At 54.8% G+C, this 25,971-nt stretch carries 27 protein-coding genes; 11 read left to right on the top strand and 16 right to left on the bottom strand.

All coding sequences use genetic code 11. From position 1 onward, the window contains the following. Window positions 1–127: 127 nt before the first annotated feature. The 15 genes from ACH2EM_RS00290 to ylxM all read right to left on the bottom strand — a co-directional run bounded on the left by ACH2EM_RS00290 (window position 128) and on the right by ylxM (window position 12,419). Window positions 128–2,476, bottom strand: a complete 2,349-nt coding sequence (locus ACH2EM_RS00290; RefSeq protein WP_395150020.1) for a penicillin-binding transpeptidase domain-containing protein — start codon at window positions 2,474–2,476, stop codon at window positions 128–130. 93 nt (window positions 2,477–2,569) lie between these two features. After that, window positions 2,570–3,037, bottom strand: coding sequence for a hypothetical protein (locus ACH2EM_RS00285; protein WP_395150019.1), 468 nt, complete (start codon window positions 3,035–3,037; stop codon window positions 2,570–2,572). 37 nt (window positions 3,038–3,074) lie between these two features. Continuing rightward, on the bottom strand, window positions 3,075–4,001 hold the full coding sequence (rsmH, locus tag ACH2EM_RS00280) for a 16S rRNA (cytosine(1402)-N(4))-methyltransferase RsmH (RefSeq protein WP_395150018.1): 927 nt from the start codon (window positions 3,999–4,001) through the stop codon (window positions 3,075–3,077). A 13-nt stretch (window positions 4,002–4,014) separates the two neighbouring features. Continuing rightward, entirely contained in the window at window positions 4,015–4,434 is a 420-nt protein-coding gene (gene mraZ / locus ACH2EM_RS00275; RefSeq protein ID WP_395150017.1) for a division/cell wall cluster transcriptional repressor MraZ, read from the bottom strand. A 286-nt stretch (window positions 4,435–4,720) separates the two neighbouring features. After that, window positions 4,721–5,182 carry an ATPase gene (locus tag ACH2EM_RS00270; RefSeq protein ID WP_395150016.1) on the bottom strand — a complete coding sequence of 154 codons (462 nt, stop codon included), beginning with the start codon at window positions 5,180–5,182 and terminating at the stop codon, window positions 4,721–4,723. Next, window positions 5,172–5,729, bottom strand: coding sequence for a 16S rRNA (guanine(966)-N(2))-methyltransferase RsmD (gene rsmD / locus ACH2EM_RS00265; protein WP_395150015.1), 558 nt, complete (start codon window positions 5,727–5,729; stop codon window positions 5,172–5,174). The genes ACH2EM_RS00270 and rsmD overlap by 11 nt, the downstream gene beginning before the upstream one ends. 88 nt (window positions 5,730–5,817) lie before the next feature. Further along, the gene (locus ACH2EM_RS00260) at window positions 5,818–6,279 is read right to left on the bottom strand and encodes an NAD(P)H-dependent oxidoreductase subunit E (RefSeq protein WP_395150014.1); all 462 of its coding nucleotides are present in this window, start codon (window positions 6,277–6,279) and stop codon (window positions 5,818–5,820) included. Between the two features lie 7 nt (window positions 6,280–6,286). Beyond that, window positions 6,287–8,119, bottom strand: coding sequence for an excinuclease ABC subunit UvrC (gene uvrC, locus ACH2EM_RS00255; protein WP_395150013.1), 1,833 nt, complete (start codon window positions 8,117–8,119; stop codon window positions 6,287–6,289). 146 nt (window positions 8,120–8,265) lie between these two features. Continuing rightward, a complete protein-coding gene (locus tag ACH2EM_RS00250) occupies window positions 8,266–8,529 on the bottom strand; it encodes an HPr family phosphocarrier protein (protein WP_395150012.1) in 264 nt (87 codons plus the stop codon). 228 nt (window positions 8,530–8,757) lie between these two features. Then, on the bottom strand, window positions 8,758–9,468 hold the full coding sequence (gene trmD, locus ACH2EM_RS00245; RefSeq protein WP_395150011.1) for a tRNA (guanosine(37)-N1)-methyltransferase TrmD: 711 nt from the start codon (window positions 9,466–9,468) through the stop codon (window positions 8,758–8,760). Continuing rightward, window positions 9,465–9,995, bottom strand: a complete 531-nt coding sequence (gene rimM / locus ACH2EM_RS00240; RefSeq protein ID WP_395150010.1) for a ribosome maturation factor RimM — start codon at window positions 9,993–9,995, stop codon at window positions 9,465–9,467. The genes trmD and rimM overlap by 4 nt, the downstream gene beginning before the upstream one ends. Window positions 9,996–10,090: 95 nt before the next feature. Continuing rightward, entirely contained in the window at window positions 10,091–10,324 is a 234-nt protein-coding gene (locus ACH2EM_RS00235; RefSeq protein ID WP_395150009.1) for a KH domain-containing protein, read from the bottom strand. 22 nt (window positions 10,325–10,346) lie between these two features. After that, complete coding sequence (gene rpsP, locus ACH2EM_RS00230) at window positions 10,347–10,589, bottom strand: 30S ribosomal protein S16 (RefSeq protein ID WP_395150008.1); 243 nt, start codon at window positions 10,587–10,589, stop codon at window positions 10,347–10,349. Between the two features lie 105 nt (window positions 10,590–10,694). Then, window positions 10,695–12,017: a signal recognition particle protein gene (gene ffh, locus ACH2EM_RS00225; RefSeq protein ID WP_395150007.1), complete on the bottom strand. Its 1,323-nt coding sequence runs from the start codon at window positions 12,015–12,017 to the stop codon at window positions 10,695–10,697. 39 nt (window positions 12,018–12,056) lie between these two features. Beyond that, window positions 12,057–12,419, bottom strand: coding sequence for a YlxM family DNA-binding protein (gene ylxM, locus ACH2EM_RS00220; RefSeq protein ID WP_395150006.1), 363 nt, complete (start codon window positions 12,417–12,419; stop codon window positions 12,057–12,059). Between the two features lie 258 nt (window positions 12,420–12,677). Between ylxM and ACH2EM_RS00215 the strand changes: the two genes are divergently transcribed. From ACH2EM_RS00215 to ACH2EM_RS00165, 11 genes are all read left to right on the top strand, one after another. Then, window positions 12,678–13,181, top strand: coding sequence for a GreA/GreB family elongation factor (locus ACH2EM_RS00215; RefSeq protein WP_395150005.1), 504 nt, complete (start codon window positions 12,678–12,680; stop codon window positions 13,179–13,181). 672 nt (window positions 13,182–13,853) lie between these two features. Next, entirely contained in the window at window positions 13,854–15,044 is a 1,191-nt protein-coding gene (ilvA, locus tag ACH2EM_RS00210; protein ID WP_395150004.1) for a threonine ammonia-lyase, read from the top strand. Between the two features lie 80 nt (window positions 15,045–15,124). Then, entirely contained in the window at window positions 15,125–16,798 is a 1,674-nt protein-coding gene (locus ACH2EM_RS00205) for a 2-isopropylmalate synthase (RefSeq protein ID WP_395150029.1), read from the top strand. Between the two features lies 1 nt (window position 16,799). Continuing rightward, window positions 16,800–18,065: a 3-isopropylmalate dehydratase large subunit gene (gene leuC / locus ACH2EM_RS00200; protein ID WP_395150003.1), complete on the top strand. Its 1,266-nt coding sequence runs from the start codon at window positions 16,800–16,802 to the stop codon at window positions 18,063–18,065. Continuing rightward, complete coding sequence (leuD, locus tag ACH2EM_RS00195; RefSeq protein ID WP_395150002.1) at window positions 18,062–18,559, top strand: 3-isopropylmalate dehydratase small subunit; 498 nt, start codon at window positions 18,062–18,064, stop codon at window positions 18,557–18,559. The genes leuC and leuD overlap by 4 nt, the downstream gene beginning before the upstream one ends. Continuing rightward, window positions 18,552–19,619, top strand: coding sequence for a 3-isopropylmalate dehydrogenase (leuB, locus tag ACH2EM_RS00190; RefSeq protein ID WP_395150001.1), 1,068 nt, complete (start codon window positions 18,552–18,554; stop codon window positions 19,617–19,619). The genes leuD and leuB overlap by 8 nt, the downstream gene beginning before the upstream one ends. A 7-nt stretch (window positions 19,620–19,626) precedes the next feature. Then, window positions 19,627–21,294 carry a biosynthetic-type acetolactate synthase large subunit gene (ilvB, locus tag ACH2EM_RS00185; protein ID WP_395150028.1) on the top strand — a complete coding sequence of 556 codons (1,668 nt, stop codon included), beginning with the start codon at window positions 19,627–19,629 and terminating at the stop codon, window positions 21,292–21,294. A 1-nt stretch (window position 21,295) separates the two neighbouring features. Then, window positions 21,296–21,799: an acetolactate synthase small subunit gene (gene ilvN / locus ACH2EM_RS00180; protein ID WP_395150000.1), complete on the top strand. Its 504-nt coding sequence runs from the start codon at window positions 21,296–21,298 to the stop codon at window positions 21,797–21,799. Between the two features lie 30 nt (window positions 21,800–21,829). Then, window positions 21,830–22,846 carry a ketol-acid reductoisomerase gene (gene ilvC / locus ACH2EM_RS00175; protein WP_395149999.1) on the top strand — a complete coding sequence of 339 codons (1,017 nt, stop codon included), beginning with the start codon at window positions 21,830–21,832 and terminating at the stop codon, window positions 22,844–22,846. A 12-nt stretch (window positions 22,847–22,858) separates the two neighbouring features. Beyond that, the gene (ilvD, locus tag ACH2EM_RS00170) at window positions 22,859–24,514 is read left to right on the top strand and encodes a dihydroxy-acid dehydratase (protein WP_395149998.1); all 1,656 of its coding nucleotides are present in this window, start codon (window positions 22,859–22,861) and stop codon (window positions 24,512–24,514) included. A 2-nt stretch (window positions 24,515–24,516) separates the two neighbouring features. Then, a complete protein-coding gene (locus ACH2EM_RS00165; RefSeq protein ID WP_395150027.1) occupies window positions 24,517–25,689 on the top strand; it encodes an ATP-binding protein in 1,173 nt (390 codons plus the stop codon). A 91-nt stretch (window positions 25,690–25,780) separates the two neighbouring features. Here ACH2EM_RS00165 and ACH2EM_RS00160 read toward each other — a convergent pair. Beyond that, a partial coding sequence (locus tag ACH2EM_RS00160; protein ID WP_395149997.1) for a hypothetical protein occupies window positions 25,781–25,971 on the bottom strand: 191 nt, incomplete at its 5' end.

Raw genomic sequence — 25,971 nt, 5'->3', positions numbered from 1 at the left:
CTTCGCAACACACGGCCCAGAGCCTGGCCGTTGGCCCGGCCCTGTGCCGTGGTAAAATAATGTACTGTTATTTCCACGATATGCCCCCCACAGCGCTGTCATGTATGCTTGTGGGGCTTTTTGTGGATTAGGGTTGCTGCTCGGTCTGTTCCTGTGCCTGCGATTCGCTCTCCGAGCCGCCCTCTGCTTCGGTCTGCTCCTGTGCAGAAGGCTGTACCGTCAGCGCCACAATCGTTCCCATGGGTACCTGACTGCCTGCTGTGGTGTCCTGCTCGGTCACCGTGCCATTCTGAGCACTCAGCCGCACATTCAAGCCCGCTGCACTCAGCATCTGACTGGCCAGAGCCACGCTCTTTCCGGTCACATCCGGCACCTCGGTGTAGGTAAAGTCCGCACTGTCGGTGTACAGATAAACGGTCGTGCCGCCCGGCACCCGTGCACCGGCGTGGGGATACTGGGCCAGCACGGTGGTGCCGGAGCCCACCTTCCGGTGGTACAGGCCCTTTTTGTTCAGCTGAACCTGTGCCAGATCCCACTGGCTGTAAGTGCCATCCAATAGGTTGGTAACCGTTACATCTCCCTGGGGCAGCAGGCTTTCATCCATCTCAAGGCCCAGGTAGGGGGCAATCTCACTGATAATATTGCCCACCAGCGGCGCACTCAGCATGGAGCCGTATTCCGTGGCTGCGTGGGGCTCATCCACAAATGCCAGGATGGCAATTTGCGGGTCATTGATGGGCAGCACCGCAGCAAAGCTGGATACCTTTTCGTATCCGCCGCCCTCACGCTGGCCCAAATCAAGCTTTTCACTGGTACCGGATTTGCCACCAATGCGGTAGCCTGCCACATAGGCATTACGGCCCGCTGCGCCTTCGGCGCCATTGGCCACAACCCCTTCCAGCATGGTGAGCACCTCTTTGGCCACTTCCTCGCTGATAACCTGCCGTTTTACGGTGGGGGTTGTTTGCTGCACAACATTGCCGTCACTGTCCGTAATCTTATCCACAATGTAGGGCTGCACCAGATAGCCGCCATTGGCCACCGCTGCCACGGCAGTAATCATCTGAATGGGGGTTACCTTCTGGGCCTGTCCAAAACTGGTGGAGGCCAGGTCAACCTCACTCATGGTTTCCATGGGATGGTAAGAAATATCCTCCACCGGGGTCTGTTCCGCAGGCAGGTCAATGCCGGTTTTTTCGGTAAATCCAAACCCGTTGTAGTATTCCGAAAACAGGGTTACTCCCAACCGCTGCGCCTCCTGAATGGTGGCAATGTTGCAGCTGTTGTACAGCACCTGGCCCATATTCTGCCAACCGTGGGTCACATGCTCTGCGCAGGAATATACCTGGCCCAGCACGCTGTATGCGCCGGGGCACAGATACTGGGTTTCGGGCTCGCTGAGGCCTGCATCCAGTGCCGCTGCGGTGGTTACGATTTTAAATACAGAACCGGGTGTATACAGCTCGGTAATGGCCTTGTTCTTCCACTGGTACTGACGGGCCTCACCCTGCTTTTGCACAAATTCCTCGTCGCTCAGGCCTTCGAGTGTAGCGGCCAGCGTGGGGTCGTAAACCACCATGGGCTCGTTGGGGTCAAAGTCCGGCTTGGTGGCCATGGCAAGAATGGCACCGGTGTGCACATCCATCACAATGACCACGCCCCGGTTGCTTACATTGTTCACCTTTACCGAGTTTTCCAGGTATTTCTCCGCCACGGCCTGCACATTCACATCCAGTGTAAGAACCAGGTTGTAGCCGTCCTGGGCTTCGTACTCCACCCGGTCCTCGTTGGCAATTTCATTGCCCAGCGAGTTGCGCAAGCTCACCAAACGGCCCGGTACACCGGCCAGGGTATCTTCGTAATATCGCTCCAGGCCATAAAAGCCGTAGCCATCGGCGTGCATAAAGCCCAGCACGCTGGCTGCAAAGGCGCCGTAAGGGTATTCCCGCTTGGTATCTTGGGTTACTGTAATGGCCAGGTTATTTTTGCTGGCATATTCGCTGATCTGGTCTGCTATGGGTTTGTCCACCTGTTTGGCCAGCAGCTTGTACTGGCTGGTTTCGTCCATCAGGCTTTCGTATACCTTCTCCTGGTCAATGCCCAAAATATCGGCAATTTCCCGGCTTACGGTTGCCACCCGTTCCTCACGGCGGGTAGCATCGTCCCGCAGGTCTCCCTCGGCAGCCTTAGGTGCCTTAATCTGGCTGGGGTCCGCTGCGATGGTCCACACAATGCTGCTTTTGGCCAGCACAATTCCGTTTGCGTCGTAAATTTCACCCCGGCTTGGAGTAATGGAAACATCCTTCAGCTGCTGTTTGGCAGCCTCGATTCGGTATTCTTCATGTTTGATCACCTGAAGCCAATACAAACGACCGATAAGAATGCAAACACCCAGCATAAACACGGTACCCATGGTCAAAAACCGCCATCGGTTATTTTTGGGCTGTGCCGCTAAAGGTCTTTTTCGTTGTGCCATTGCTGTAAAGTCCTCTTTTTTGATTTTAGTTTGCCTTGCATGCCCTTATAACCAGAAAAGCGTGCGCCAGCGCACGCTTTTCCATCCCGGTGTTTAGGGGGCCAAATAATCAAACAATCCATTCCATGTGTCCTCCAGCTGGCTCATCAATCGATCCAGCCCGCTTTCCGGCCGTTGAATGGCTGCCTGTTCTTCCAAAGTCACATAAGTAATCTGGCTCTTGTCCAGCTTCATCAGCCCCAGCTGAGAAATCGCAATCTGCTCCACATTTTTCAGGCTGGTCTTGCTATCCATCACGCTGGCAAGGTAGTTGTAATCACTTTGGGCGTTCACCAGCTGTTTGTTGGTTTTTTGAATGGCGTTGGTCAGCTGGGCAATGGTTGCCTCGCTTTGAATCTGGCCCATGGCCAGGCCCGCCATTACCACACCCACCGCAATGGTGCGCAGCTTTTGAGCGTCCAGCTTGAGCCGTTGCTTCTTGCCCTGTACCGCTCGCATGCGGGGTTTGTCTTCCAGCGGACGGTTGGCAAACCGTTCCAGATTATAAGCATTCTGAGCCATGCAGCGCACCTCCTTTGTTTAGTACAATGTTCACGGGTCAATCCAGTTTTTCAATCACCCGCAGCTTGGCCGAGCGGCTGCGCCGATTCTCTTCCAGCTCCTGCGGGGTAGCCTCAATGGGCTTTCGGGTAATAAGCTTTGCCTTTGCCTTGCCGCCGCACACACATACCGGATATTCCGGGGGGCAGGTGCAGGCGGTGGCCCACTCACGAAATTTATTTTTAACCAGCCGGTCCTCCAGAGAATGGAAGGTAATAATGGCAAACCGGCCGCCGGGGGCCAGCAGATCAAAAATCTCATCCATGCCCCGGCTCAGCACATCCAGCTCGCTGTTCACTGCAATGCGCAGTGCCTGAAAGCTGCGGCGTGCAGGGTTTTTATCCTTGCGGCGCACTGCGGGAGGCAGTGCACTGGCAATGGCATCGGCCAGCTGCAAGGTTGTAACGAAGGGGGTCTCCTCCCTGCGCTGCACAATGCGCCCGGCAATGGCCCAGGCATGGGGTTCCTCGCCATATTCCCGCAGAATGCGGGCCAGTTCCTCCCGGCTGGCGGTATTCACCAGATCAGCCGCTGTGGGGCCGCTCTGGCTCATGCGCATATCCAAGGGTGCATCTGCCCGGTAAGAAAAACCACGGCTTGCGTCATCCAGCTGATGGGAGGACACACCCAAATCCAGCAATGCGCCGTTAATTTGGTAAATGCCCAACCCTGCCAAAGCGGACCGTGCGTTGCAAAAGTTGGTTTGCACCAGGGTAGCGGGCAGCCCCTCCAGGGCTTTCCCTGCTGCCTGAATGGCATCCGGGTCTTGATCCAGGCTTACCAGCCGACCGGTGGTAAGCCGCCGGGCAATCTGGCCGGAATGGCCTCCGCCGCCTGCGGTGCCGTCCAGATAGATTCCCGCCGGGTCGATGGCCAGTCCATCCAAACATTCATTCAACAGTACCGGGATGTGACTGAACTCCATATATCAGGTTCTCCTATAATTCCAGTTCTTCCATGGCGGCTTCCAGTTCCTGTGTGCCGAACTCCGCCTGTCGTTCGTGCCAGGTTTTGGTGTCCCACAGTTCGGCATGGGTGCCAACACCAATGAGGGTAACATCCTTTTGCAGCCCTGCGTGACTGCGCAGCGCCGGGCTTACTAAAATCCGCCCCTGCTTGTCCACCGCAGCCTCGCTGGCAAGGGCAAACAAAAACCGCTGCAAATCTCTGGTTTTTACCATGCTGCGGCTTTGGAGCTTTTGGCAGATGCGCTCCCACTCCTGCTGGGGAAACAGCACCAGGCACTGGTCCATCCAGCGGGTGAGCACCATACCCTGCTCCAGCTGTTCCCTAAAGCGGGGCGGCAGATTGAGCCGGCCCTTTTCGTCCATGGTGTAGTTGTACTCTCCCATAAACATGGCGGCCGCTCCCCTCCCCTGCTGCGGGCACAAAAGGGGCCGCTTTGCCAAGCACACGAGAGCAGATGCTCCACTTAATCCCACTTTCACCCACTATACAAATTATTATACGGTACAGGCCCTGGAATTGCAATATATCTGCCCCAAAAAGAACTGTGAAATTCAACAGGGTTTCTGCCAAACGATTCAACCTTTTGTCGTAAAAATGTTGAAAACTTTCCACACATAAAAACAAGGCCCCCTGCTACACCATGTAAAACAGGGAACCTTGTGACTTTTGCGGCAATCAGCCGCCGTTTTTAGCGGTTTGGCGCAGGTTGGAGCGCACGGTTTTTACCTCGGCCACATTGCGGGCCAGCTGCTCCTCGGTGGTGCGCAGCATGTTCTCGCAATATTCGGTTACGGTGGTGCGCATCTCCCGGGATTGGCTCTGAGCAGTGGACAAAATATCCGCGGCACGCTGCTGGGCTGCCCGCACAATCTGCTCCTCACCCACCAGAATCCGTGCCCGCTCTTCTGCCTTTTTAATAATAAGCTCTGCCTCGTGCTTTGCGCCGGACACAATTTCGGCTCGGTCGTTCACAATCGCCTTGGCCTGGCGGATTTCCGTGGGCAGGTTCAGGCGAATCTCATCAATGATATCCCGCATCCGGTCAATGTCCACCATACGCTTGCTGCCGGAGAACGGCAGGCCGGAGGCTTCTTCCATGGTTTCTTCCATTAAATCCAGCAGTTCGTCAATGTTCATCGCTTACTTGCTCCTTTTCATAACGGGTCACCAGAACGGTGCCATATCGGTATTGTTTTTTCAGCAGCAGCCCTTCGCATTCCTGGGGCAGCTCTATGCCGGCTTCACTCTCACACAACACAGTGCCGCCGGGCAGGGTAACGCTGGCTGCCTTGGGCAGAACCTCCTGCAAAATCCCCTTGCGGTAGGGCGGGTCCAGCAGCACCACATGGTACTGCTGGGTGCAGGTATCCAAAAACCGCACCGAATCAGTCAGTAACACCTGGCTTTTGGCTGCCACTCCAGCCGCCTGGCAGTTGCGCTGTACCACAGCGGCGGCCTGCCGGTTTTGATCCACAAAAGTGCAGTGGGCCGCCCCTCTGCTCAAAGCTTCAATGCCAAGCTGGCCGCTGCCGGCAAACAAATCCAGCACCTTTGCGGCGGGCAGCACAAACTGCAAAGCACTAAACATTCCTTCCTTCACCCGGTCAATGGTAGGCCGGGTTACATCCTCACCGGGCAGAGCCGTGAGCTTTACGCCCCGGGCAGAACCAGAAATCACTCGCATGGGATGCCTCCTTTGGGTGGTGTTGCATATGGTTTCATTATCGTATCTGTGGGGGGCTTTGTCAAGAAATTTCCCTGCTTATTTTCTGTTATTTGGCAACTTTTTCCAAAATCTCCTGCACCGTCTGAGGGGTGCAGCCGTGAATCAGCTGACCATCCAGCTGGATGTTGGGCCCCTTTCCGCACTGCTTAAAGCACATCTGGGTGCGCAGCACGGCTCGGTCCGGTCCCAAGGCTTCCAGCCCCTTCTTAAGTTGTTCCAGCAAGGCCCCATTTGCGCTGCCGCACCGTCCCCCGCTGCACACCACAATCTCATGGGCAGCGCCGCTGGTTTTTAAGCTGGGGTAAAGTTTCAGCAGCTTTTGCAGCAGGGGCAGCTTGTACCCCGTTACCTGAGCCACGGTTTCCAGGGTATAGGCAGGAATGTATCCAAAAATCTCCTGAATTTCCCTCAAAAACGCCACGGTGGTATTTTGATCCAGCGGACTTTCTCCGCTGCGCTGCTTGCGGTAGTAATCTGCCGCCTCCTCAAACAACTGGCTGGTTTGCATGATTGGTTCACTCCTGTTCGTTTTCATGAAAATGTCGATAAATCCTCTGGGCCGCCTGGGGGCCAACCCCCTTAACCTGCTGCAATTCCTCCACCGAGGCCGCCCGCACTGCTCCCACCGACTTAAAATGAGCCAGCAGGGCCTTGGCCATCGCCGGGCCAACCCCCGGTACAGCGGTCAGGCTGGAGGCGTAGGATTTCTTTTTCTGGTTTTGGCGCTGGTACGCAATGGAAAACCGGTGCACCTCGTCCTGAATGGAGGATACAAAGGTAAAAAAGTTCCGGTGCATGGAAATTGCAATTTCCCGCCCATCTGCGGTTACAATGGCCCGGGTGCGGTGGTGGTCATCCTTCACCATGCCAAACAACGGAACCTGGGCCAGCGCCGTGCCTGCAATAGCCTGGCTTACAGCACTCACCTGCCCCCGGCCGCCGTCCAGCAGAATCAAACTGGGCAGCACTCCAAACTGGCCAGCCGTCCCCTGTTCGTATTCCGCCGCCCTGCGGCTCAGGGCCTCGGCCATGCTTGCGTAGTCATCGGTGCCTGTTACAGTGCGTATTTTAAACCGGCGGTATCCGCTCTTGAGGGGCTTACCGTTCTCAAAGACCACCATGCCGCATACACTGGTGCCGTCGCCCCAGTTGGAAATGTCGTAGCTTTCAATTATGCGGGGCGGCTCGGCCAGGCCCAGCACCGCCGCTGCTTCGTCCAGCAGGCGCTGCTGCTTGTCCACCCGGCCGCTTTCCCGGGCCAGCCGTTCCACCGCATTGGTATAGGCCATGTTTACCAGCTTGGCCGTATCCCCCCGCTGGGGAACATAAAGCTGCACCCGGCTGCCCCGTGTCTGCTCCAGCAGCTGGTGCAGCGGCTGGCTGTCCTCCGGCAGTTCATCCACCGCAATCACCTTGGGAATTTCCTCCCCATCCAGATAATACCGGGGCAGAAATTCCTCCCGCAGCTGGTTCAAATCCCAAGTATCCCGGAATAAAAACTCCCGTTTATCCGTCAACCGGCCCTGGCGGTAGCGCAAAATGGCGGCACAGCTGCTGCGCTGGGAAGCCGCAAAGGCGATTACATCCATCTCGGTATCTTCGCTGATGACCACCTTCTGGCCTGCGCTCACCTTCTGGATGGCAGCAATCTGGTCCCGCAGCAGAGCAGCCTGCTCAAAGTCCAGCCGTTCCGCCGCCTCCTCCATCCGCTGTTCCAGCTGTTTGACAATATCCTTTTTGCCGTGGCGGATCATCCGCACAGCCCCCTGTACGGCTTGTTGATAGCTCTCCTTACTGATGCGTCCGCTGCATACAGCCATACACTTGCCAATGTGGGCATTCAGGCATGGCCGCCCCTTGCCAATATCCTGGGGAAAGCGGCGGTTGCACCGGGGCAGCAAAAAGGCATCCTGGGCAGTTTCCACCATCTCACGCACTGCAAAGCTGCTGGTGTAGGGGCCAATGTACTCGGCGCCATCATCCTCCTTTTGCAGCACAGCGGAGATGCGGGGATAATCCTCTTTGGTAATTTTCACATAGCTGTACCCCTTATCATCCTTCAGCAGAATGTTGTATTTGGGGGTATGGGCCTTAATTTGGCTGGCCTCCAGCACCAGGGCCTCAAACTCACTCTGGCACACAATGACATCAAAGGCAAAGGCGTGTTCAATCATCTGGGTTACCTTTGCATCATGGGGCACCCCTTCACGGAAATACTGGCTCACCCGGGTGCGCAGCCGCTTGGCCTTGCCAATGTAGATGATAACATCCCGCTGATCCCGAATGATATACACACCGGGCAAAAGAGGCAGCATCTTTGCCTTTTGGTACAGTTCTGCTTTTGTCATGGTTCCTCCCTGTTAAGCCGCAGCGCAAACCGCCGCCCAGCCTATTGTACATCACCTAAACCCGGCCTTCCCTGGCGCAAGGCGCAGGGATAACAAAAAGAGCGGGTCGCGCAACCCGCTCTTTTTGTTACACCGATGCAAAGAAATTACTCAGCAAAGCCAGACTCTACCAGCTTAATCAGGCCTTCCACAGCAGCCTGCTCGTCGGCGCCGTCAGCAATCACACGGATGGTGGTGCCGCCTACGATGCCCAGGCTCAGAACACCCAGCAGACTCTTGGCGTTTACACGACGCTCCTCCTTCTCTACCCAGATGGAGGATTTGTACTCGTTGGCTTTCTGAATAAAGAAAGTTGCAGGACGAGCGTGCAGACCTACCTTATTCTGTACGGTAACTTCTTTTACAAACATGATGAATCGCTCCTATTTCTAGAGATTTAGATGGGCTTCTTTGCTGTTATCATAGCCCATTCTAAAGGGATTGTACAGGGTATTTTATAATTTTTGTCAGTTCTACGAATCCGCAAAACACCCCAAACCGTTCTTTGTGCAAATTTTCTATTGATTTTCAAACATTATCATAGCTTTGTACCAAAAGTTTTCAACAAGTTTTCCAGATTCAGCCATTTCCTGGCACTTTCAAGGTTCTTTTTTGTATTTTTGGTACAGGTCCGGCCGGCGCTTTTGGGTGCGTTCCAGGCTTTGCTGACGGCGCCATTCCTCAATTTTTCCGTGGTGGCCACTCAGCAGCACCGGGGGCACTTTACGGCCGTTCCATTCCTCCGGCCGGGTATATTGGGGATACTCCAGTAGACCGTTCCAATGGCTTTCATCCTGGTAGCCCTCCGGCTGGGAAAGCACGCCCGGCTGAAGGCGCAGCACGCTGTCGGCCACCACCAGAGCAGCCAGCTCACCGCCGGTGAGCACATAGTCGCCAATGCTGATTTCCTCGTCGGCCAGTTCCTCAATTACCCGTTCGTCCATTCCTTCGTAATGCCCGCACACCAGCAGCAGATTATCGTACTGGGCCAGTTCCTTGGCCTTTTCTTCACTGAAGGGCTGGCCTGCTGCGGTCATAAACAGGATATGCGGCCGAGGGCGGCCTTGTTCCTCATTCTGGCGGATAATGTCCATGCAGCAGTCATAAATGGGCTGGGCATTCATCACCATGCCGCAGCCGCCCCCATAGGGGTAATCATCCACCTGCTTTTGCCGGTTGAGGGTGTAGTCACGGATTTGGTGGCAGTGGGTTTCAATGTGTCCTCGTTTGGCAGCCCGGCCCAGAATGCTCTCATCCAGCACACGCTGGCACATTTCCGGAAACAGGGTTGCAATGTCTACCCGCATCATACCTGGTCACCATTGTCTGCGGGGCTGAACATACCCGGAATGGGCCGCACCAGCACCTGGCTGTGCTCCAGGTCCATCTGCACCAAAAAGGGCTTCACTGCGGGGAACAGCGCTGTGGAACCATCGGGGCATTCCACTGTATAAATATCCTGGGCCGCCGGGGTATCCACCTTGCGGATGGTTCCATACACACGGCCGCTGTCTGCATCCACCAAAGCGCAGCCCAGCAAATCCACCTTGAAGTAATGGCCCTTGGGCAGTCGGGCATCCTTCCGGTCCAGGTAGAATATCTGCCCCACCATAGCACGGGCGGCGTCCATATCCTCCACCCCTTCAAAGGTTACCAGCGCCATGTTTTTGTGGGCACGCACCTTTTTCACCTGAATGGGATTTTCACCGTTGGGGCCTCGGTACAGGGTTTTGAACTTGGCCAAAAAGGCTGCGTCATCACACCAAAGCTCCACCTTTACCTCACCGGCCACGCCGTGGGTGGTCACCGCTTTGCAGGCTTCCAGATATTGCTTCATCCAAATTACCTCCTGGCATTCTGCCACAGATACAAAAAAAGGCCCTTTGCAGCAAACCTGTGCAAAGGGCCTGGCTGTGTTGAATTGTGAAAAAATCAGTCGATTTCGACCATGACCTTTTCGCCCTTGCGAACGGCAGCCGCCCGCATAACAACACGGATGGCTTTGGCAATACGGCCCTGTTTGCCGATTACCCGGCCCATGTCGTTTTCTGCCACCTGCAGGTGGTACACAACGGTGCCGTCCTCACAGGGCTCGTCAACGGTAACGGACACAGCGTCCTTATCGTCTACCAGCCCCCGGGCAACTGCGAGCAATAATTCCTGCATAGGGTTGCCCTCCATCGTTAACTTACAGGATGTTGTTGTTCTTCAGCAGAACGCGAACGGTATCGGTGGGCTGAGCGCCGTTGGCGATCCACTTCTTAGCCTTCTCGGCGTCGATGTTCACAACGCTGGGCTCCTTGGTGGGATCGTAGTAACCGATCTCCTCGATGAAGCGGCCGTCACGGGGAGAACGGCTGTCAGCAACAACTACACGGTAGAAGGGAGCTTTCTTGGCGCCCATGCGGCGCAGACGGATTTTAACTGCCATAGTGGTAATACCTCCAAAATTTGTTTGCAGCCCCTTTGGGGCACTGAAATATCGTATAAACCCACGGCAAACTGCCGATGTGTCATACCTAAAAGGAAATTGGGCTTACATGCCGCGCAGACGACGGCCAAAGGCCTTGGGATTCTTTTTAATCTGCTTCATGACCTTCTGCATCATCTCAAACTGGCGCAGCAGCTTGTTCACATCCTCAACGGTGGTACCGCTGCCTGCGGCAATGCGCCGCTTGCGCTTGGGGTTGATGATGCTGGGCTTTTCACGCTCGGCAGGGGTCATGCTGTAAATAATTGCCTCAATGCGTGTAAAGATTTTTTCGTCGATGTCATCCGGGTTGATTTTGTTTCCACCAGGAAGCATGGAAACCAGGGATGCAATGCCGCCCATCTTTTTCATCTGGGCCAGCTGGTCCAGCATATCGTTCATGTCGAACTTGTTTTCCAGCATACGGCGAGCGGTTTCTTCCGCCTTCTTTTCATCCTGCACTTCCTGCGCCTTTTCAATCAGGCTCAGAACATCGCCCATACCCAAAATACGGCGGGCCATACGGCCGGGATGGAACATCTCCAGGTCATCCAGCTTTTCGCCGGTACCCTGGAACTTGATGGGCTTGCCGGTTACAGCCTTTACGCTGAGGGCTGCACCGCCACGGGTATCGCCATCGGTCTTGGTCAGAATAATGCCATCCACTGCCAGAGCCTCGTCAAAGGCTTTGGCCACATTCACAGCGTCCTGACCGGCCATGGCATCCACCACCAGCAGCACCTCATCCACTTCCACCGTCTGCTGAATGCGCTTGAGCTCATCCATCAGGGCTTCGTCAATGTGCAGCCGGCCGGCGGTATCCAAAATCACAATGTCATTGCCGTGGTCCTTTGCGTGCGCCACAGCCTTCTGGGCAATCAGCTCAGGCTTTTCGGTGCCCATGGTAAACACCGGCACCCCAGCCTGTGCACCCACCACCTGAAGCTGCTCAATGGCAGCAGGGCGGTAAATATCGCAGGCTACCAGCAGGGGGCGGTGGCCCTCCTTGGCAAACCATTTGCCCAGCTTTGCTGCGTGGGTGGTTTTACCGTTACCCTGCAAACCGCACATCATCAAAACCGTGGGAGGCTTGGATTTAATGCGGATGCGTGCGGCTTCCTCGCCGCCCATCAGCTGGGTAAGCTCCTCGCTTACAATTTTAACCACCTGCTGTGCAGGGGTCAGGCTGTCCATAACCTCCTGGCCCATGGCCCGCTCGGTTACACCTGCAATAAAGTCTTTGGCAACCTTGTAGTTAACATCAGCTTCCAGCAGTGCGGTACGCACCTCCCGCATGGCAGCCTTAATGTCTGCCTCGGTGAGTTTGCCCTTGCCCCGCAGCCGTTTGAACACGCCGGAAAGCCGTTCCGAAAGAGATTCAAATGCCATAGTCGCAATATCCTTTCCAAAGTGTTTCCAGGCAGTGCCTTATTCGCTGATGCGGGCAATGATTTCCAACATCTGCCGGACCGCCCGCTCAATGTGAGGGCTGCTGCCGTAATCGGCATTATAAAAGCGGATTTCTTTTGCCAGCTCCTCCAGCCGAACCACGCCATCCTGAACGGCCTGATAACGCTGGGCAAAACCAACCTTTTCTTCCAGCTCCAGCAAAATGCTTTCGCCACGCTTAATGGCGTCCCGCACGCCCTGCCGGGTAATGCCGAAGTTATCGGCGATTTCCGCTAAAGAGAGGTCGTCGTTGTAGTATTGCTCCATTACATCCCGCTGTTTTTCGGTCAGAACCTGGCCGTAAAAATCCAGCAGATAGGAGATTTTCAGGTCTTTGGCCACCCGGCTTCCCCCTCTCATTTGGTGTAAAGCCGTTCAGCTTTCGGTAAAGGGATTTACTTTACAGTTGCTAATTATAGCAAGGCCGCTTTTCCCTGTCAAGAACAAAACGCAAAAAATGCCCTTGCTCCAAGGATTTGCGCCCTTTCGTCTGAAAGATTTCTCCCAAAACCTTTTGGGCACCAGGCTTTTTGTGGTACAATGCAAGCAAACCGCCCGGCAGCAGGCTGTAACCTGGCTGCCAGAAAGGAGCCCTCAGCCATGTACGACGAACTGACCCAGGTAGACCTGGATAAAATGCAGCAGGAAATCGAGCACCGAATTTTGGTGCTGCGACCGCAGCATCTAGAAGATGTAAAGGCCGCCCGTGCCTTTGGCGATTTGAGCGAAAATTTTGAATACAAGGAAGCCAAGCGGCAGAAAAACCGCAACGAAAGCCGCATCCGCTACCTTCAGCGGATGATTCGCACCGCCCGGGTGGTAAAGGCCGACCATGCCCCCGGCACCGTGGGCCTGTTTGACCATGTCACCCTGTACCTGCCCGAAGACCAGGAAACCATGGAACTGCAGCTGGTTACCACCCTGCGAGTAAATGCCCAGGCTGGTCTGATTAGCCGGGAATCCCCCCTGGGGAAGGCCATTTTCGGGCAGCCGGTGGGCGCAGTGGTGCAGGTGCAGGTACGGCCGGATTTTGGTTATCCGGTGGAAATTCAGTCCATCCGCCCCGGGCAGGACGACGCATCCCTGCCCATTAGCCAGTATTGATTGCAGCAGCGCAAAAAACTCCAGCTATTGCTGGAGTTTTTTGTTTATGGCTGCGCCTGAAACCGGGCAGCTGCCAGAATTTCTCCTGCCCCTTGCAGCAAATCCTGCGCCGCAGCTTCAGCCGGTTTTTTCTATGGTTCGCCCCTCTCGCCGCCCAACCACTGTTTATATGTATATGGTCCCACTTTGTGCCCCTGCAATTTTCCGGTTTTTCTGCCCTTATGCATCAGCCACTTGTGTGCCGAAATACTTGTTTGCGGAGTGCCTTTGCACTGGTTCAAATTTTAATTTTAAAAAATTCTTGACAGCACCACTTTAAAGCGTTATAATTGCAATAAATTAAATACTAAAAGCTATGATGAAGACCGAGCTTGCAACGAATTTTACAGAGAGTCGGGGAATGGTGGAATCCCGATAAAGGACTGCAAGGACTCTATCCCTTCTGAGCTGGAAACCCCAACGGTTCAATACCTAGTAGATGTTTCCCATGTATGCTATGTTAGTGCATAGAAGTTTATATGACTTCGAATAAGGTGGCGAACGCTCTGTTCGCAATTTGAGTGGTACCGCGAGTGCAAATCATGAATTTACACCCGTCTCAAAGTTTTTTTGCTTTGGGGCGGGTTTTGTTTTACCTTAAAATCAAATTTATTAATCGAAAGGCGGAACTTCATGTTATCTCTTGATAAAGTATTCAACGCCCAAACCGTACTCAAAAAAATCATCCGTGAAACCAATGTGGTTCAGTCTTATGGCATTGCCCCTCACTGCGAGCTATACCTTAAACCAGAAAACCTGCAAATTACCGGCTCCTTCAAGGTGCGTGGTTCGGCCTACAAAATCGCCATGCTCTCCCAGGAAGATCGGGCAAAAGGCGTAATTGCCTGCTCGGCAGGCAATCACGCTCAGGGTGTGGCCCTGGCAGCCACCAAAAACGGCATTAAATCGCTGATTTGCCTGCCCGACAGCGCCCCCCTTTCCAAGGTGGAAGCAACCAAACGCTACGGAGCCCAGGTATGCCTGGTGGAGGGCTGCTACGACAACGCCTACCAAAAAGCGCTGGAAATCAAAGAACAGGAAGGCTACACCTTTGTGCACCCCTTTGATGACGAGGATGTAATCGCCGGCCAGGGTACCATTGCCCTGGAAATTCTCAGCGATTTGGATGACATCGATGCCATTGTAGTGCCCATCGGCGGCGGCGGTCTGATTTCCGGCATTGCCTACACTGTCAAGCAGATTCGGCCCAACATCAAAATCTACGGCGTGCAGGTGGAAGGCGCCCCCAGTATGTACAACTCTATCAAGAACCAGGAGATTCAAACCCTCGATTCGGTGCAAACCATTGCAGACGGCATTGCGGTAAAGCAGCCCGGTGTAAACACCTATGAGCTGGTGAACCAGTATGTGGATGAGATTGCTCTGGTCAGTGACGATGAAGTTGCAAGTGCCATTCTGGCTTTGATGGAAAAGCAAAAGATGATTGCCGAAGGCGCAGGTGCCACCGCCGTTGCCGCTGTTATGTTTGAAAAATTCCCCCTCCGTGGCAAGCGGGTTGTGGCGGTGGTATCCGGCGGCAACATCGATGTAACCAGCCTTTCCCGTGTCATCGACCGGGGCCTGCTAAAATCCGGCCGCTCCAGCAGCCTGCTGATTGAACTCATCGACAAGCCCGGCCAGCTAAAGGAGATTTCCCGCATCATTGCAGATTGCGGCGGCAATGTAACCGGCGTGCATTACGAAAAAGGCAACACCGAAAGCATCAACGGCTGCTTTTTGCGCATCGGCATGGAAACCAAAGACTACCAGCATGTAAAGCAAATCACCGAATCCCTGCAGCGGGAGGGTTTTAAAATCCTTTAATCCCCCTTTCACACAAAACGGCCCAACTGGATTGCAAGTTCAGAGGGCTGTTCTTTCAAGGATATAAGGAGGCAATTTGTATAATGGATGCAAGTAAATACGAAATAGGATACTTTGCTGTATCACCTGCATACAGCGAGTGGGTCAACAAGGACCGCATCGAACAGGCCCCTGTATGGTGCAGCGTGGATATGCGGGACGGCAACCAAAGCCTGGTAATCCCCATGAGCCTGGAAGAAAAACTAACCTATTACCGTATGCTGCTGAAGGTAGGCTTCAAGGAAATTGAGGTAGGTTTCCCTGCTGCCAGCGAAACCGAGTACGAATTTTTGCGCACCCTCATTGACAATCACATGATTCCGCAGGATGTTACCATTCAGGTGCTTACCCAGTGCCGGGAACACATCATCCGCAAAACCTTCGAGGCCTGCAAGGGTGCCCCCAGCGCCATCATCCATTTTTACAACTCCACCAGCGTGGCCCAGCGGGAGCAGGTGTTCAAAAAAAGCAAGGAGGAAATCAAGCAGATTGCTGTGGAAGGTGCCAAGCTGGTCAAAAAACTGGCCAGCGAATACGAGGGAAACTTCCGTTTTGAATACTCGCCGGAGTCCTTCACCGGCACCGAGCCAGACTATGCCCTGGAAGTGTGCAACGCCGTGCTGGATGTTCTGGAACCCAGCGAAACCAACAATGTAATCATCAACCTGCCGGTGACGGTGGAAATGAGCCTGCCCCATGTGTACGCTTCCCAGGTGGAATACATGAGCAAAAACCTCAAATATCGCCCCTTTGTCACCCTGTCGGTTCACCCCCACAACGACCGGGGCACCGGCGTGGCAGATGCGGAACTGGCCCTGCTGGCAGGAGCTGACCGGGTGGAAGGAACACTGTTTGGCAACGGCGAGCGCACCGGCAATGTGGACCTTATTACCCTGGCCCTGAACCTGTACTCCCACGGAGTGGACCCCAAGCTGGATTTTTCGGACCTGAACACACTGGTGGAAACTTACCAGTGCTGCACCCGAATGAAAGTATCCGAACGGGCTCCCTATGCAGGGGCACTGGTGTTTGCCGCTTTTTCCGGCAGCCATCAGGACGCCATCGCCAAGGGCATGAAATACCGCAGCAAAAACAACCTCCACCGGTGGAGCGTCCCCTATATTCCCATCGACCCCAAGGACATTGGCCGCACCTACGACGCCGATGTAATCCGTGTAAACTCCCAGTCCGGTAAGGGCGGCATTGGTTACCTGCTGGAGCAGGCCTATGGCTACAACCTGCCCCCTAAAATGCGGGAGCATCTGAGCTATCTGTGCAAAGGCATTTCGGACCAGGAGCACAAGGAATTGAAGGCCGAAGATGTACTGGAGATTTTCAGCACAAACTACCTCAACCTTGCCTGCCCCATCAGCGTAAGCGACTTTGAATTCCAGCGGGAAAACGAAAGCGTAAAAATCAACATCACCTTCCTGCAAAACGGCCAGGAAACCGAGCTGGAAGCCGAGGGCAACGGTTCCCTCAGTGCCATCAACAACGCTCTGCGAGACTACACCGGGCAGGACTATACCCTTCAGGTATTCACCCAGCACAGTATGCAGGGCCAGGGCTCCCAAAGCGTTGCAGCTTCCTACATCGGCCTGGAGTGCGCCGACGGCCGGATGTTCTGGGGCGCCGGTACGGATACCGATGTTATTACTGCAAGCACCAATGCACTGCTGAGTGCTTTTCACAACATGAACAAAGGAGGAAATTGAAGTGGGCATGACTTTAACCCAAAAAATACTGGCCTACCACGCAGGATTGGAAACGGTTGCCGCCGGGCAGCTGATTAACGCCAAACTGAACCTGGTTCTGGGCAACGACATTACCACCCCTGTGGCGGTAAACGAATTTAAAAAAGCAGGTTTCACCAATCTGTTTGATAAAGACCGGGTAGCCATTGTGCTGGATCACTTTGTGCCAAACAAAGACATTAAAGCGGCCCAGCAATCCAAAACCTGCCGTGAGTTCGCCTGTGCGCACTCGGTCAGTCACTTTTACGATGTGGGCAAGATGGGCATTGAACACGCCCTCCTGCCGGAGCAGGGCGTTGTAACTGCCGGCGACTGCATCATTGGTGCCGACAGTCACACCTGTACTTACGGCGCTCTGGGTGCATTCTCCACCGGTGTCGGCTCCACCGATATGGCCGCCGGAATGGCCACCGGAATGGCCTGGTTCAAGGTTCCCTCTGCCATTCGCTTTGAACTCACCGGTCAGCTGCCCAAAAATTGCAGCGGCAAGGATGTCATTCTTTCCATCATTGGGCAGATTGGTGTTGACGGCGCCCTCTACAAAAGCATGGAATTTGTGGGCGATGGCGTTCAAACCCTTTCCATGGACGACCGGCTGTGCATCTGCAACATGGCCATTGAAGCAGGTGCCAAAAACGGCATCTTCCCTGTGGACGATGTGACGCTTGCTTACCTGGAAGGCCGCAGTGAGCGCAAGCCGCTGATTTTCCAGGCAGACCCGGATGCAGAGTACGAAAAAACCATCCAGATTGACCTTTCCAAAATTGTTCCCACCGTGGCTTGCCCCCACCTGCCGGAGAACACCCACCCCGCCAGCGAACTCCACCACATCAAAATTGATCAGGTTGTAATCGGCAGCTGCACCAACGGCCGAATGGAGGATATGCAGGCCGCCTACCACATCCTGAAGGGCAACAAAATTGCCGATGGAGTGCGCTGCATTATCATTCCCGGCACCATGCAGATTCTGCGGGACTGTGTGGAGCGTGGCTACTACACCGCCTTCCTGGATGCAGGCGCTGTTGTTTCCACCCCCACCTGCGGCCCCTGCCTGGGCGGATACATGGGCATTCTGGCCGAGGGTGAACGGTGCATCGCCACCACCAACCGGAACTTCGTGGGCCGTATGGGCCATGTAAACAGCGAAGTATACCTGGCCTCGCCCCATACAGCTGCGGCCAGCGCATTGACCGGATACATTACCGAATTTCAGGAGGTGCAGGAATGAATACCCAAGGCAAGGTTTTTAAATACCCCGATAATGTGGATACCGATGTAATCATCCCCGCCCGTTACCTCAACACCCCCGATGCAGCTCAGCTGGCACTGCACTGCATGGAAGACATCGACACCGAATTTGTGCAAAAGGTACAGCCCGGCGATGTAATCGTAGCCGGTTGGAATTTTGGCTGCGGCTCCTCCCGTGAACACGCCCCTCTGGTGATTAAAACCTGCGGCGTAGGCTGCGTAATTGCCAAAAGCTTTGCACGGATTTTTTACCGCAACGCCATCAACATTGGCCTGCCTATTCTGGAATGCGAAGAAGCCGCCCAGGAAATCAACGCAAACGACCAGGTTCAGGTGGATTTCAACACCGGCATTATTACCAATGTAACCACCAGCAAGTGCTACAAAGCCCAGCCCTTCCCTCCCTTTATCCAAACCATTATTCAAAAAGGCGGCCTGCTGGCCTCGCTGAAGGAGGGTGAACACAATGCGTAAGCAAATCGCCGTCATCCGAGGGGATGGCATTGGCCCGGAAATCGTCCAGCAGGCCTTAAAAGTTTTAAACCGAATTGCACAGCTATATGGCCATGTGTTCGACTATGTGGATGTGGACATGGGCGGCTGTGCTCTGGACCGCTGGGGTGATCCTCTGCCGGAAGAAATGCTCCAGCGCTGCCTCCAGTCCGACAGTGTTTTGCTGGGTGCTGTGGGCGGCGACCAGTGGAACGATGTTCCCGGCCCTATGCGCCCCGAAAAAGGATTGCTGAAACTGCGGGCTGGCATGGGTGTTTATTCCAACAACCGCCCTGCCAAAATCTGGCCCCAGCTGGCAGATGCCTCTCCCCTCAAATGGGAAATTGTGGACCAGGGCATTGACTTTATCCTGGTACGGGAGCTGATTGGCGGCATCTACTTTGGTGAGCACAAAACCGAAAACGGCACCGCCACCGATGTGCTGAGCTACACGGAACAGGAAATTGAGCGCATTGGCCGGATTGGCTTTGAAACCGCCATGAAGCGGGGCAAAAAACTTTGCTCGGTGGAAAAAAGCAATGTTCTGGATTCCAGCAGACTGTGGAAAAAGGTCATGCACCGGCTGGCTGAGGAATACCCCCAGGTGGAACTTTCGGATATGCTGGTTGACAACTGCGCCATGCAGATTGTCAAAAATCCCGCTCAGTTCGATGTAATTGTAACCGAAAATATGTTTGGGGATATCCTGTCCGACGAAGCCTCTATGATTACCGGCTCCATTGGCATGATTCCCTCCTCCAGTCTGGGTGCCACCTCCTGCGGCCTGTACGAGCCCATCCATGGTTCCGCTCCGGACATTGCCGGCAAGGACATTGCAAACCCCATTGGCACCATCCTATCCGCTGCCATGATGCTCCGGTACAGCTTTGACCTTTCCGCTGAGGCCGACGCCATCGAACAGGCCGTTGCCGCCTATCTGGATGCAGGCTATCGCACCGCCGATATTATGAGCGAGGGCAATCAATTGGTGGGCTGCAACCAATGCGGCGATTTAATTTGTACCTATCTGCAAAAGAGGTGATTGATTGATGCTGTTTTCCGGCGCAGATATTTTAGTAAAAGTTTTAATTGAACAAGGCTGCGATACCGTGTTTGGCTACCCTGGTGGGCAAATTCTTCATGTATACGATAGCCTTTATACCCATCAGGACCAAATCCATCACATCCTGACAGCCCACGAGCAGGGTGCCGCCCATGCAGCAGACGGCTACGCCCGCACCACCGGCAAGCCCGGTGTGGTTCTTTCCACCTCCGGGCCGGGAGCCACCAACCTGGTGACCGGCATTGCCACCGCTTACCTGGACTCCATTCCTCTGGTGGCCATCTGCGGCAATGTGCCCACTGCACAGATTGGTTCGGACAGCTTTCAGGAAATTGACATCACCGGCATCACGCTGCCCATTACCAAGCACAACTATTTTGTAAGCTCGGTGGAACAGCTGGCGGATACGATAAGAGAAGCCTTTGCGCTGGCACAATCCGGCAGGCCCGGCCCTGTTTTGATTGATATTCCCAAGGATGTCCAGATTGCAAAATGTGAGTACACCCCAAAGGCTCCCTGCCAGCCGGTGCCGCCTGCTGCTGCAAAGGACATTCGCATTGAGCAGGCCGCCGCATACATCAACCAGGCCAAAAAGCCCTTCATCTACTTTGGCGGCGGTCTGATTGCCGCCGGGGCACAGGAGGAACTGCTGGCCCTTGCCGATGCCATCGACGCCCCCATCGGCTGTTCCCTCATGGGCCTTTCCGGCATTCCCACCAATCACCCCCGCTTTTTGGGGATGCAGGGTATGCACGGCCACTATGCCTCCTCCATGGCCATGCACCACGCCGATTTGATTGTTTCCCTGGGTGTTCGCTTCAACGACCGGGTAACCGGCAACCGGCAGAAATTTGCCGTTGGGGCCAAAATCATCCACATTGATGTGGACGGCTCCGAAATTTCCAAAACCGTCAATCCGGTATGCGGCCTGCGGGGCGATGTAAAGCTGACCCTGCAAAAGCTGCTTCCGCTGCTTCCTACAGAACCCAAGCCCTGCTGGCAGCAGGAAATCGCCCAGTACCGCACCGCAGAAGCTTCCCAGCAGGATCAGCGCACTGGTGTTACGCCCCGCAATGTTATTTCCACATTGAACAAATACCTGGGCAGCAACACAGCGGTTGCCACCGATGTGGGCCAGCACCAGATGTGGGCCGCCCAGAACCTGGAGTTCCAAACCCCACGGCGCTTTGTTTCCAGCGGCGGGCTTGGCACCATGGGCTTTGGGCTGGGTGCTGCCATTGGTGCAGCCTTTGGCACCAGAGAGCGCAGCGTGCTGGTTACCGGCGACGGTAGCTTTGGTATGTGTTTGACCGAGCTTGCAACCGCCGTAACCTACAATGTTCCCCTGGTTGTGCTGATTATGAACAACGGCGTGCTGGGCATGGTGCGCCAGTGGCAAACACTGTTTTTTAACCAGCATTATTCCAACTCGGTGCTGGACACCAAAACCAATTTTGCAGCCTTGGCCCAGGCCTTTGGAGCGGCTGGCGAACGGGTAACCAATCTGGATGAGCTGGAGGCCGCCCTGCAAAAGGCGTTTGAGCACAACGGCCCCTATGTAATCGACTGCAAAATCGATAAGGACGAATTTGTTCTTCCCATGCTGCCCCCCGGCGGAAGCATGGATGACATCATTGTAAAGGTAGGTGACTGATGTGAACAAACACACAGTGGCCGTATTGGTCAACAACCAGTTTGGCGTGCTGAACCGGGTAACCAGTATGTTCCGCAGACGGCAATTCAACATCAGCTCCCTCAATGTGAGCGAAACGGAGACAGCCTCCTTATCCCGCATTACAGTTTCTTTTGAGGGCGACGAAACCCATAAGCAGCAGCTCATCAACCAGCTGTACAAGCTGCCGGATGTATGCTCCATTAAGGAATTTGACCCCAGCCAGGCGGTGAGCTGTGAATTATTGCTCATCAAGCTGGCAGCCGATACCTTGCAGCGGGAGCAAATTCTCAAAGCATCTGCCGCCTTCGGCGCCGTTGTGATGGAGGATTCTCCCCAGGCTTTGGTGCTGCGTCTGGTGGATTCAAGCAGCAAAATTGATGAATTTGTGGAGGCCATGCGCAGCCACACCATTCTGGAACTCTGCCGCACCGGTAGTGTTTCTCTGGAAAAGGGCAACACCACCATTCAAAACACGATACAGTAAATTTATTATGTTAAGAAAGAGGTAATTTCCATGGCAAGAATTTTTTATCAGCAGGATTGTGATCTCCAAAAACTGGCCGGTAAAACCGTTGCCATCATCGGCTATGGCTCCCAGGGCCATGCGCACGCTCTGAACCTGAAGGACAGCGGCGTGAATGTGATTGTAGGTCTGTACGAAGGCTCCAAAAGCTGGGCAAAGGCCACTGCACAGGGCCTTACCGTTATGACCAGCGATGAAGCGGCCAAAAAAGCCGACATCATCATGCTGCTCACCAACGACGAAACCCAGGCCAAGCTCTACAAAGAGAGCATTGAGCCCAACCTGACCGAGGGCAAAACCCTTGCCTTCGCCCATGGCTTTAACATCCACTTCGGCTGCATCAAGCCCCCCGCCTATGTGAATGTTATCATGATTGCCCCCAAGGGCCCTGGCCACACCGTTCGTTCCGAGTACCAGGCCGGTAAGGGTGTTCCCTGCCTGATTGCAGTGGAACAGGACGCCACCGGCGATGCCTGGGATTTGGGCCTGGCCTATGCACTGGCCATTGGCGGCGCACGGGCTGGTGTGCTGGAAACCAACTTCCGCACCGAGACCGAAACCGACCTGTTCGGTGAGCAGGCTGTGCTGTGCGGCGGCGTATGCGCTCTGATGCAGGCCGGTTACGAAACCCTAGTGGAAGCCGGTTACGACCCCCGCAACGCATACTTTGAGTGCATCCACGAGATGAAGCTGATTGTTGACCTGATTTACCAGAGCGGCTTTGCCGGTATGCGCTACTCCATCTCCAACACCGCCGAATACGGCGACTACATCACCGGCCCCAAAATCATCACCGATGAAACCAAAAAGGCCATGAAGCAAGTGCTCAAAAACATCCAGGACGGCACCTTTGCCAAGGACTTCCTGCTGGATATGTCCTCTGCCGGCTCTCAGGTGCACTTCAACGCCATGCGCAAGCTGGCCAGCGAACACCCCAGCGAGGTGGTTGGCGCCGACATCCGCAAGCTGTACAGCTGGAGCGATGAGGATAAGCTGATCAACAACTAAGGAGGTTATTTCATGAACAGTGATTCCTTAAAGCGCGGTATGCAAAACGCCCCCCACCGGGCACTTTACCATGCCCTGGGCCTTACCGAAGAAGAACTGGATCGCCCCCTGGTGGGCATTGTAAGCTCTTACAACGAGATTGTTCCCGGCCATATCAACCTGGACAAAATCGTGGATGCCGTCAAGCTGGGCGTTGCCATGGCAGGCGGTACCCCCATCGTGTTTCCTGCCATTGCTGTTTGCGATGGCATTGCAATGGGCCACACCGGAATGAAGTACTCCCTGGTAACCAGAGACCTGATTGCCGATTCCACCGAGGCCATGGCCATGGCTCACGGCTTTGATGCCCTTGTCATGGTGCCCAACTGCGACAAAAATGTCCCCGGTTTGCTGATGGCTGCCGCACGGCTGAACCTGCCCACCGTGTTTGTGAGCGGTGGCCCCATGCTTGCGGGCCGCATTGATGGCGCAAAAACCAGCTTTTCCTCCATTTCGGAGGCTGTAGGCGAATTTAACTCCGGCAAAATCACTGCCGAAAAGCTGCGGGAATACGAATGCAAAACCTGCCCCACCTGCGGTTCCTGCTCCGGTATGTACACCGCCAACTCCATGAACTGCCTCACCGAGGCACTGGGCATGGGCCTGCCTGGCAACGGCACCATTCCGGCTGTTTATTCCGCCCGAATCGAGCTTGCCAAGCACGCCGGCATGGCCGTTATGGAGATGCTTCGCAAAAACATCCGTCCCCGTGACATCATGACCAAGGAAGCACTGGTGAACGCCCTCACCGTGGACATGGCTCTGGGCTGCTCCACCAACAGCATGCTTCATCTGCCTGCAATTGCCCACGAGTGCGGCATTGACATTAACCTGGATATCGCCAACGAAATCAGCGCAAAAACCCCCAACCTCTGCCATCTGGCTCCCGCTGGCCGTACTTATATGGAAGATTTGCAGGAGGCTGGCGGTGTGTACGCCGTTATGAACGAGCTTTCCAAGAAAAACCTCTTGCATCTGGACTGCCTGACCATTACCGGCCGAACCATTGGCGAAAGCATCCAGAACTGCATCAACCTCAACCACGAGGTAATCCGTCCCATCGATAACCCCTACAGCGAAACCGGCGGCATTGCCATCCTGCGGGGCAACCTGGCGCCGGAAGGCAGCGTTGTAAAGCGGTCTGCCGTATTACCGGAAATGCTGGTGCACGAAGGCCCCGCCAGAGTGTTCGACTGCGAGGAGGACGCCCAGGCAGCCATCAATGCCGGCAAAATCCAGCCTGGTGATGTGGTTGTCATCCGTTACGAAGGCCCCAAGGGCGGCCCCGGTATGCGGGAGATGCTCAACCCCACCTCCGCCATTATGGGTATGGGGCTGGGCAACAGTGTAGCCCTGATTACCGACGGCCGGTTCAGCGGCGCCACCAGAGGTGCCTGTGTGGGTCACATTACCCCCGAAGCTGCCTCCGGCGGTTTGATTGGCGTGGTGGAGGAAGGCGACCTGATCAGTATCAACATCCCGGAAAACACCATTGAGTTAAAGGTGGACCAGGCCATTCTGGACGAGCGACTCCGGCACTTTGTACCCAAGAAAAAGGAGCTGAGCGGCTACCTGAAACGCTATGCAGCCCTGGTTTCCGGCGGTGCGTCGGGTGCTATCTTAAATTGATTATGATGGATTTGCATACGCTTTCGCTCCGGCTTGATTCGCTGGCTGTCTTTCGGGCTTTGCTCACCGACCCTGTCTTTGCCTGCCTGCTGGATTATTTAAAACAGCCCTCTGTTTTTCGCTATGCCGAATTTGCTTCCAGGCTGTACCAGGCAAACGGGGGCAACCTTACCCAGTATGTGCGGGAAGTGTGCGAAAATGCCGAAACGCCCTATGTAAAGGCATTGGGCACCGGCAATCCGGTTCCCCCGCCGATGCACTCCGCCCTGCTGCAGGAGCTGAAAACCATGCAGGCGGTGGCGGAACTTACCCCAGGCTTGCTGGCCCAAGGGATGGAATGCAGCGATTTTTTGCCGGAATTTGCAACCGAACCTCTGGATTTGACTGCCCATTACCTGCACCGTATCGGCCATATTGGCCGGTACGGCTACGGTATCTTTGCCAAGCACCGTATGTTCTACCTGTTGGACAGCGGAGCCATTGTACCGGTGCATCATGCCGACCCCACACGGCTTGCTGATTTGGTGGATTATCAACGGGAACGGCAGCTGGTTTTGCAAAACACCCAAGCATTGCTTGAGGGCAAGCCTGCCGCAAACATCCTGCTCACCGGCGATGCCGGTACCGGTAAATCCACCACCGTCAAGGCAGTGGTGAACGAGCTGTGGGAGCAGGGCCTGCGCATCATCGAAATTAAAAAGGATCAGCTCCGGCTGCTTCCCAATCTTTTGGATGAACTGGCTCAAAATCCGCTGAAATTCATTTTGTTCATCGACGATCTTTCCTTTTTGAAGAATGACGACCATTTCAGTGCTTTAAAGGCAGTTCTGGAGGGTTCGGTGAGTGTAAAATCAGCCAATGTGGTGATTTACGCCACCAGCAACCGCCGCCATATCGTGAAGGAAAGCTTCTCCGACCGTGAGGGGGACGATGTACACCGCAACGACACCCTTCAGGAGCTTGTCTCCCTTTCCGAACGGTTTGGACTGCACATCACCTTCAGCAAGCCCACCAAGGAAATCTACCTGAACATTGTGCACCATCTGGCACAGGAGAACGGTTTGCCTGTAACTCCAGAACTGGATTTGCTGGCCGAGCGCTTTGCCCTGGAGCGGGGCAATCGCTCTGCCCGGCTGGCACGCCAGCTGATTGACAAGCTGCTGTCCGGGCAGTAACTTCCACCAGTGTTCTGTCTCCAGAGGACGGACTCAATTTCTTCTGTCTGGGCCTGTTGCAGCATGGAAGGGCAGCTTTGCATCCGCCAAGCTATGCCCCCTGCACTGGTGCAAACAACAAAAAAGAGAGAAATTCTGCTTTGCAGAATTTCTCTCTTTTCAGCCTGTCGAAAAAGGTCGCCAAAAGGCGGCCTTTTTCTCGTATCATGGAAGAAAATGGGGTATAATGGTGTAGGGTGATAAAAATGCTGGTAAAGAACACAGAAAATCGAGGACAGCTGG

It is taken from the genome of uncultured Allofournierella sp. (assembly GCA_944382705.1).
Classification (GTDB): domain Bacteria; phylum Bacillota; class Clostridia; order Oscillospirales; family Ruminococcaceae; genus Allofournierella.
This window is presented reverse-complemented; position numbering and strand designations above follow the sequence as displayed.

What these genes read in the sequence shown, in the direction of transcription:
- ACH2EM_RS00290 (WP_395150020.1), bottom strand. Translation starts at nt 2,476, where the DNA reads ATGGCACAACGAAAAAGACCTTTAGCGGCACAGCCCAAAAATAACCGA.
- ACH2EM_RS00285 (WP_395150019.1), bottom strand. Translation starts at nt 3,037, where the DNA reads ATGGCTCAGAATGCTTATAATCTGGAACGGTTTGCCAACCGTCCGCTG.
- rsmH (WP_395150018.1), bottom strand. Translation starts at nt 4,001, where the DNA reads ATGGAGTTCAGTCACATCCCGGTACTGTTGAATGAATGTTTGGATGGA.
- mraZ (WP_395150017.1), bottom strand. Translation starts at nt 4,434, where the DNA reads ATGTTTATGGGAGAGTACAACTACACCATGGACGAAAAGGGCCGGCTC.
- ACH2EM_RS00270 (WP_395150016.1), bottom strand. Translation starts at nt 5,182, where the DNA reads ATGAACATTGACGAACTGCTGGATTTAATGGAAGAAACCATGGAAGAA.
- rsmD (WP_395150015.1), bottom strand. Translation starts at nt 5,729, where the DNA reads ATGCGAGTGATTTCTGGTTCTGCCCGGGGCGTAAAGCTCACGGCTCTG.
- ACH2EM_RS00260 (WP_395150014.1), bottom strand. Translation starts at nt 6,279, where the DNA reads ATGCAAACCAGCCAGTTGTTTGAGGAGGCGGCAGATTACTACCGCAAG.
- uvrC (WP_395150013.1), bottom strand. Translation starts at nt 8,119, where the DNA reads ATGACAAAAGCAGAACTGTACCAAAAGGCAAAGATGCTGCCTCTTTTG.
- ACH2EM_RS00250 (WP_395150012.1), bottom strand. Translation starts at nt 8,529, where the DNA reads ATGTTTGTAAAAGAAGTTACCGTACAGAATAAGGTAGGTCTGCACGCT.
- trmD (WP_395150011.1), bottom strand. Translation starts at nt 9,468, where the DNA reads ATGATGCGGGTAGACATTGCAACCCTGTTTCCGGAAATGTGCCAGCGT.
- rimM (WP_395150010.1), bottom strand. Translation starts at nt 9,995, where the DNA reads ATGAAGCAATATCTGGAAGCCTGCAAAGCGGTGACCACCCACGGCGTG.
- ACH2EM_RS00235 (WP_395150009.1), bottom strand. Translation starts at nt 10,324, where the DNA reads ATGCAGGAATTATTGCTCGCAGTTGCCCGGGGGCTGGTAGACGATAAG.
- rpsP (WP_395150008.1), bottom strand. Translation starts at nt 10,589, where the DNA reads ATGGCAGTTAAAATCCGTCTGCGCCGCATGGGCGCCAAGAAAGCTCCC.
- ffh (WP_395150007.1), bottom strand. Translation starts at nt 12,017, where the DNA reads ATGGCATTTGAATCTCTTTCGGAACGGCTTTCCGGCGTGTTCAAACGG.
- ACH2EM_RS00215 (WP_395150005.1), top strand. Translation starts at nt 12,678, where the DNA reads ATGTACGACGAACTGACCCAGGTAGACCTGGATAAAATGCAGCAGGAA.
- ilvA (WP_395150004.1), top strand. Translation starts at nt 13,854, where the DNA reads ATGTTATCTCTTGATAAAGTATTCAACGCCCAAACCGTACTCAAAAAA.
- leuD (WP_395150002.1), top strand. Translation starts at nt 18,062, where the DNA reads ATGAATACCCAAGGCAAGGTTTTTAAATACCCCGATAATGTGGATACC.
- leuB (WP_395150001.1), top strand. Translation starts at nt 18,552, where the DNA reads ATGCGTAAGCAAATCGCCGTCATCCGAGGGGATGGCATTGGCCCGGAA.
- ilvB (WP_395150028.1), top strand. Translation starts at nt 19,627, where the DNA reads ATGCTGTTTTCCGGCGCAGATATTTTAGTAAAAGTTTTAATTGAACAA.
- ilvC (WP_395149999.1), top strand. Translation starts at nt 21,830, where the DNA reads ATGGCAAGAATTTTTTATCAGCAGGATTGTGATCTCCAAAAACTGGCC.
- ilvD (WP_395149998.1), top strand. Translation starts at nt 22,859, where the DNA reads ATGAACAGTGATTCCTTAAAGCGCGGTATGCAAAACGCCCCCCACCGG.
- ACH2EM_RS00165 (WP_395150027.1), top strand. Translation starts at nt 24,517, where the DNA reads ATGATGGATTTGCATACGCTTTCGCTCCGGCTTGATTCGCTGGCTGTC.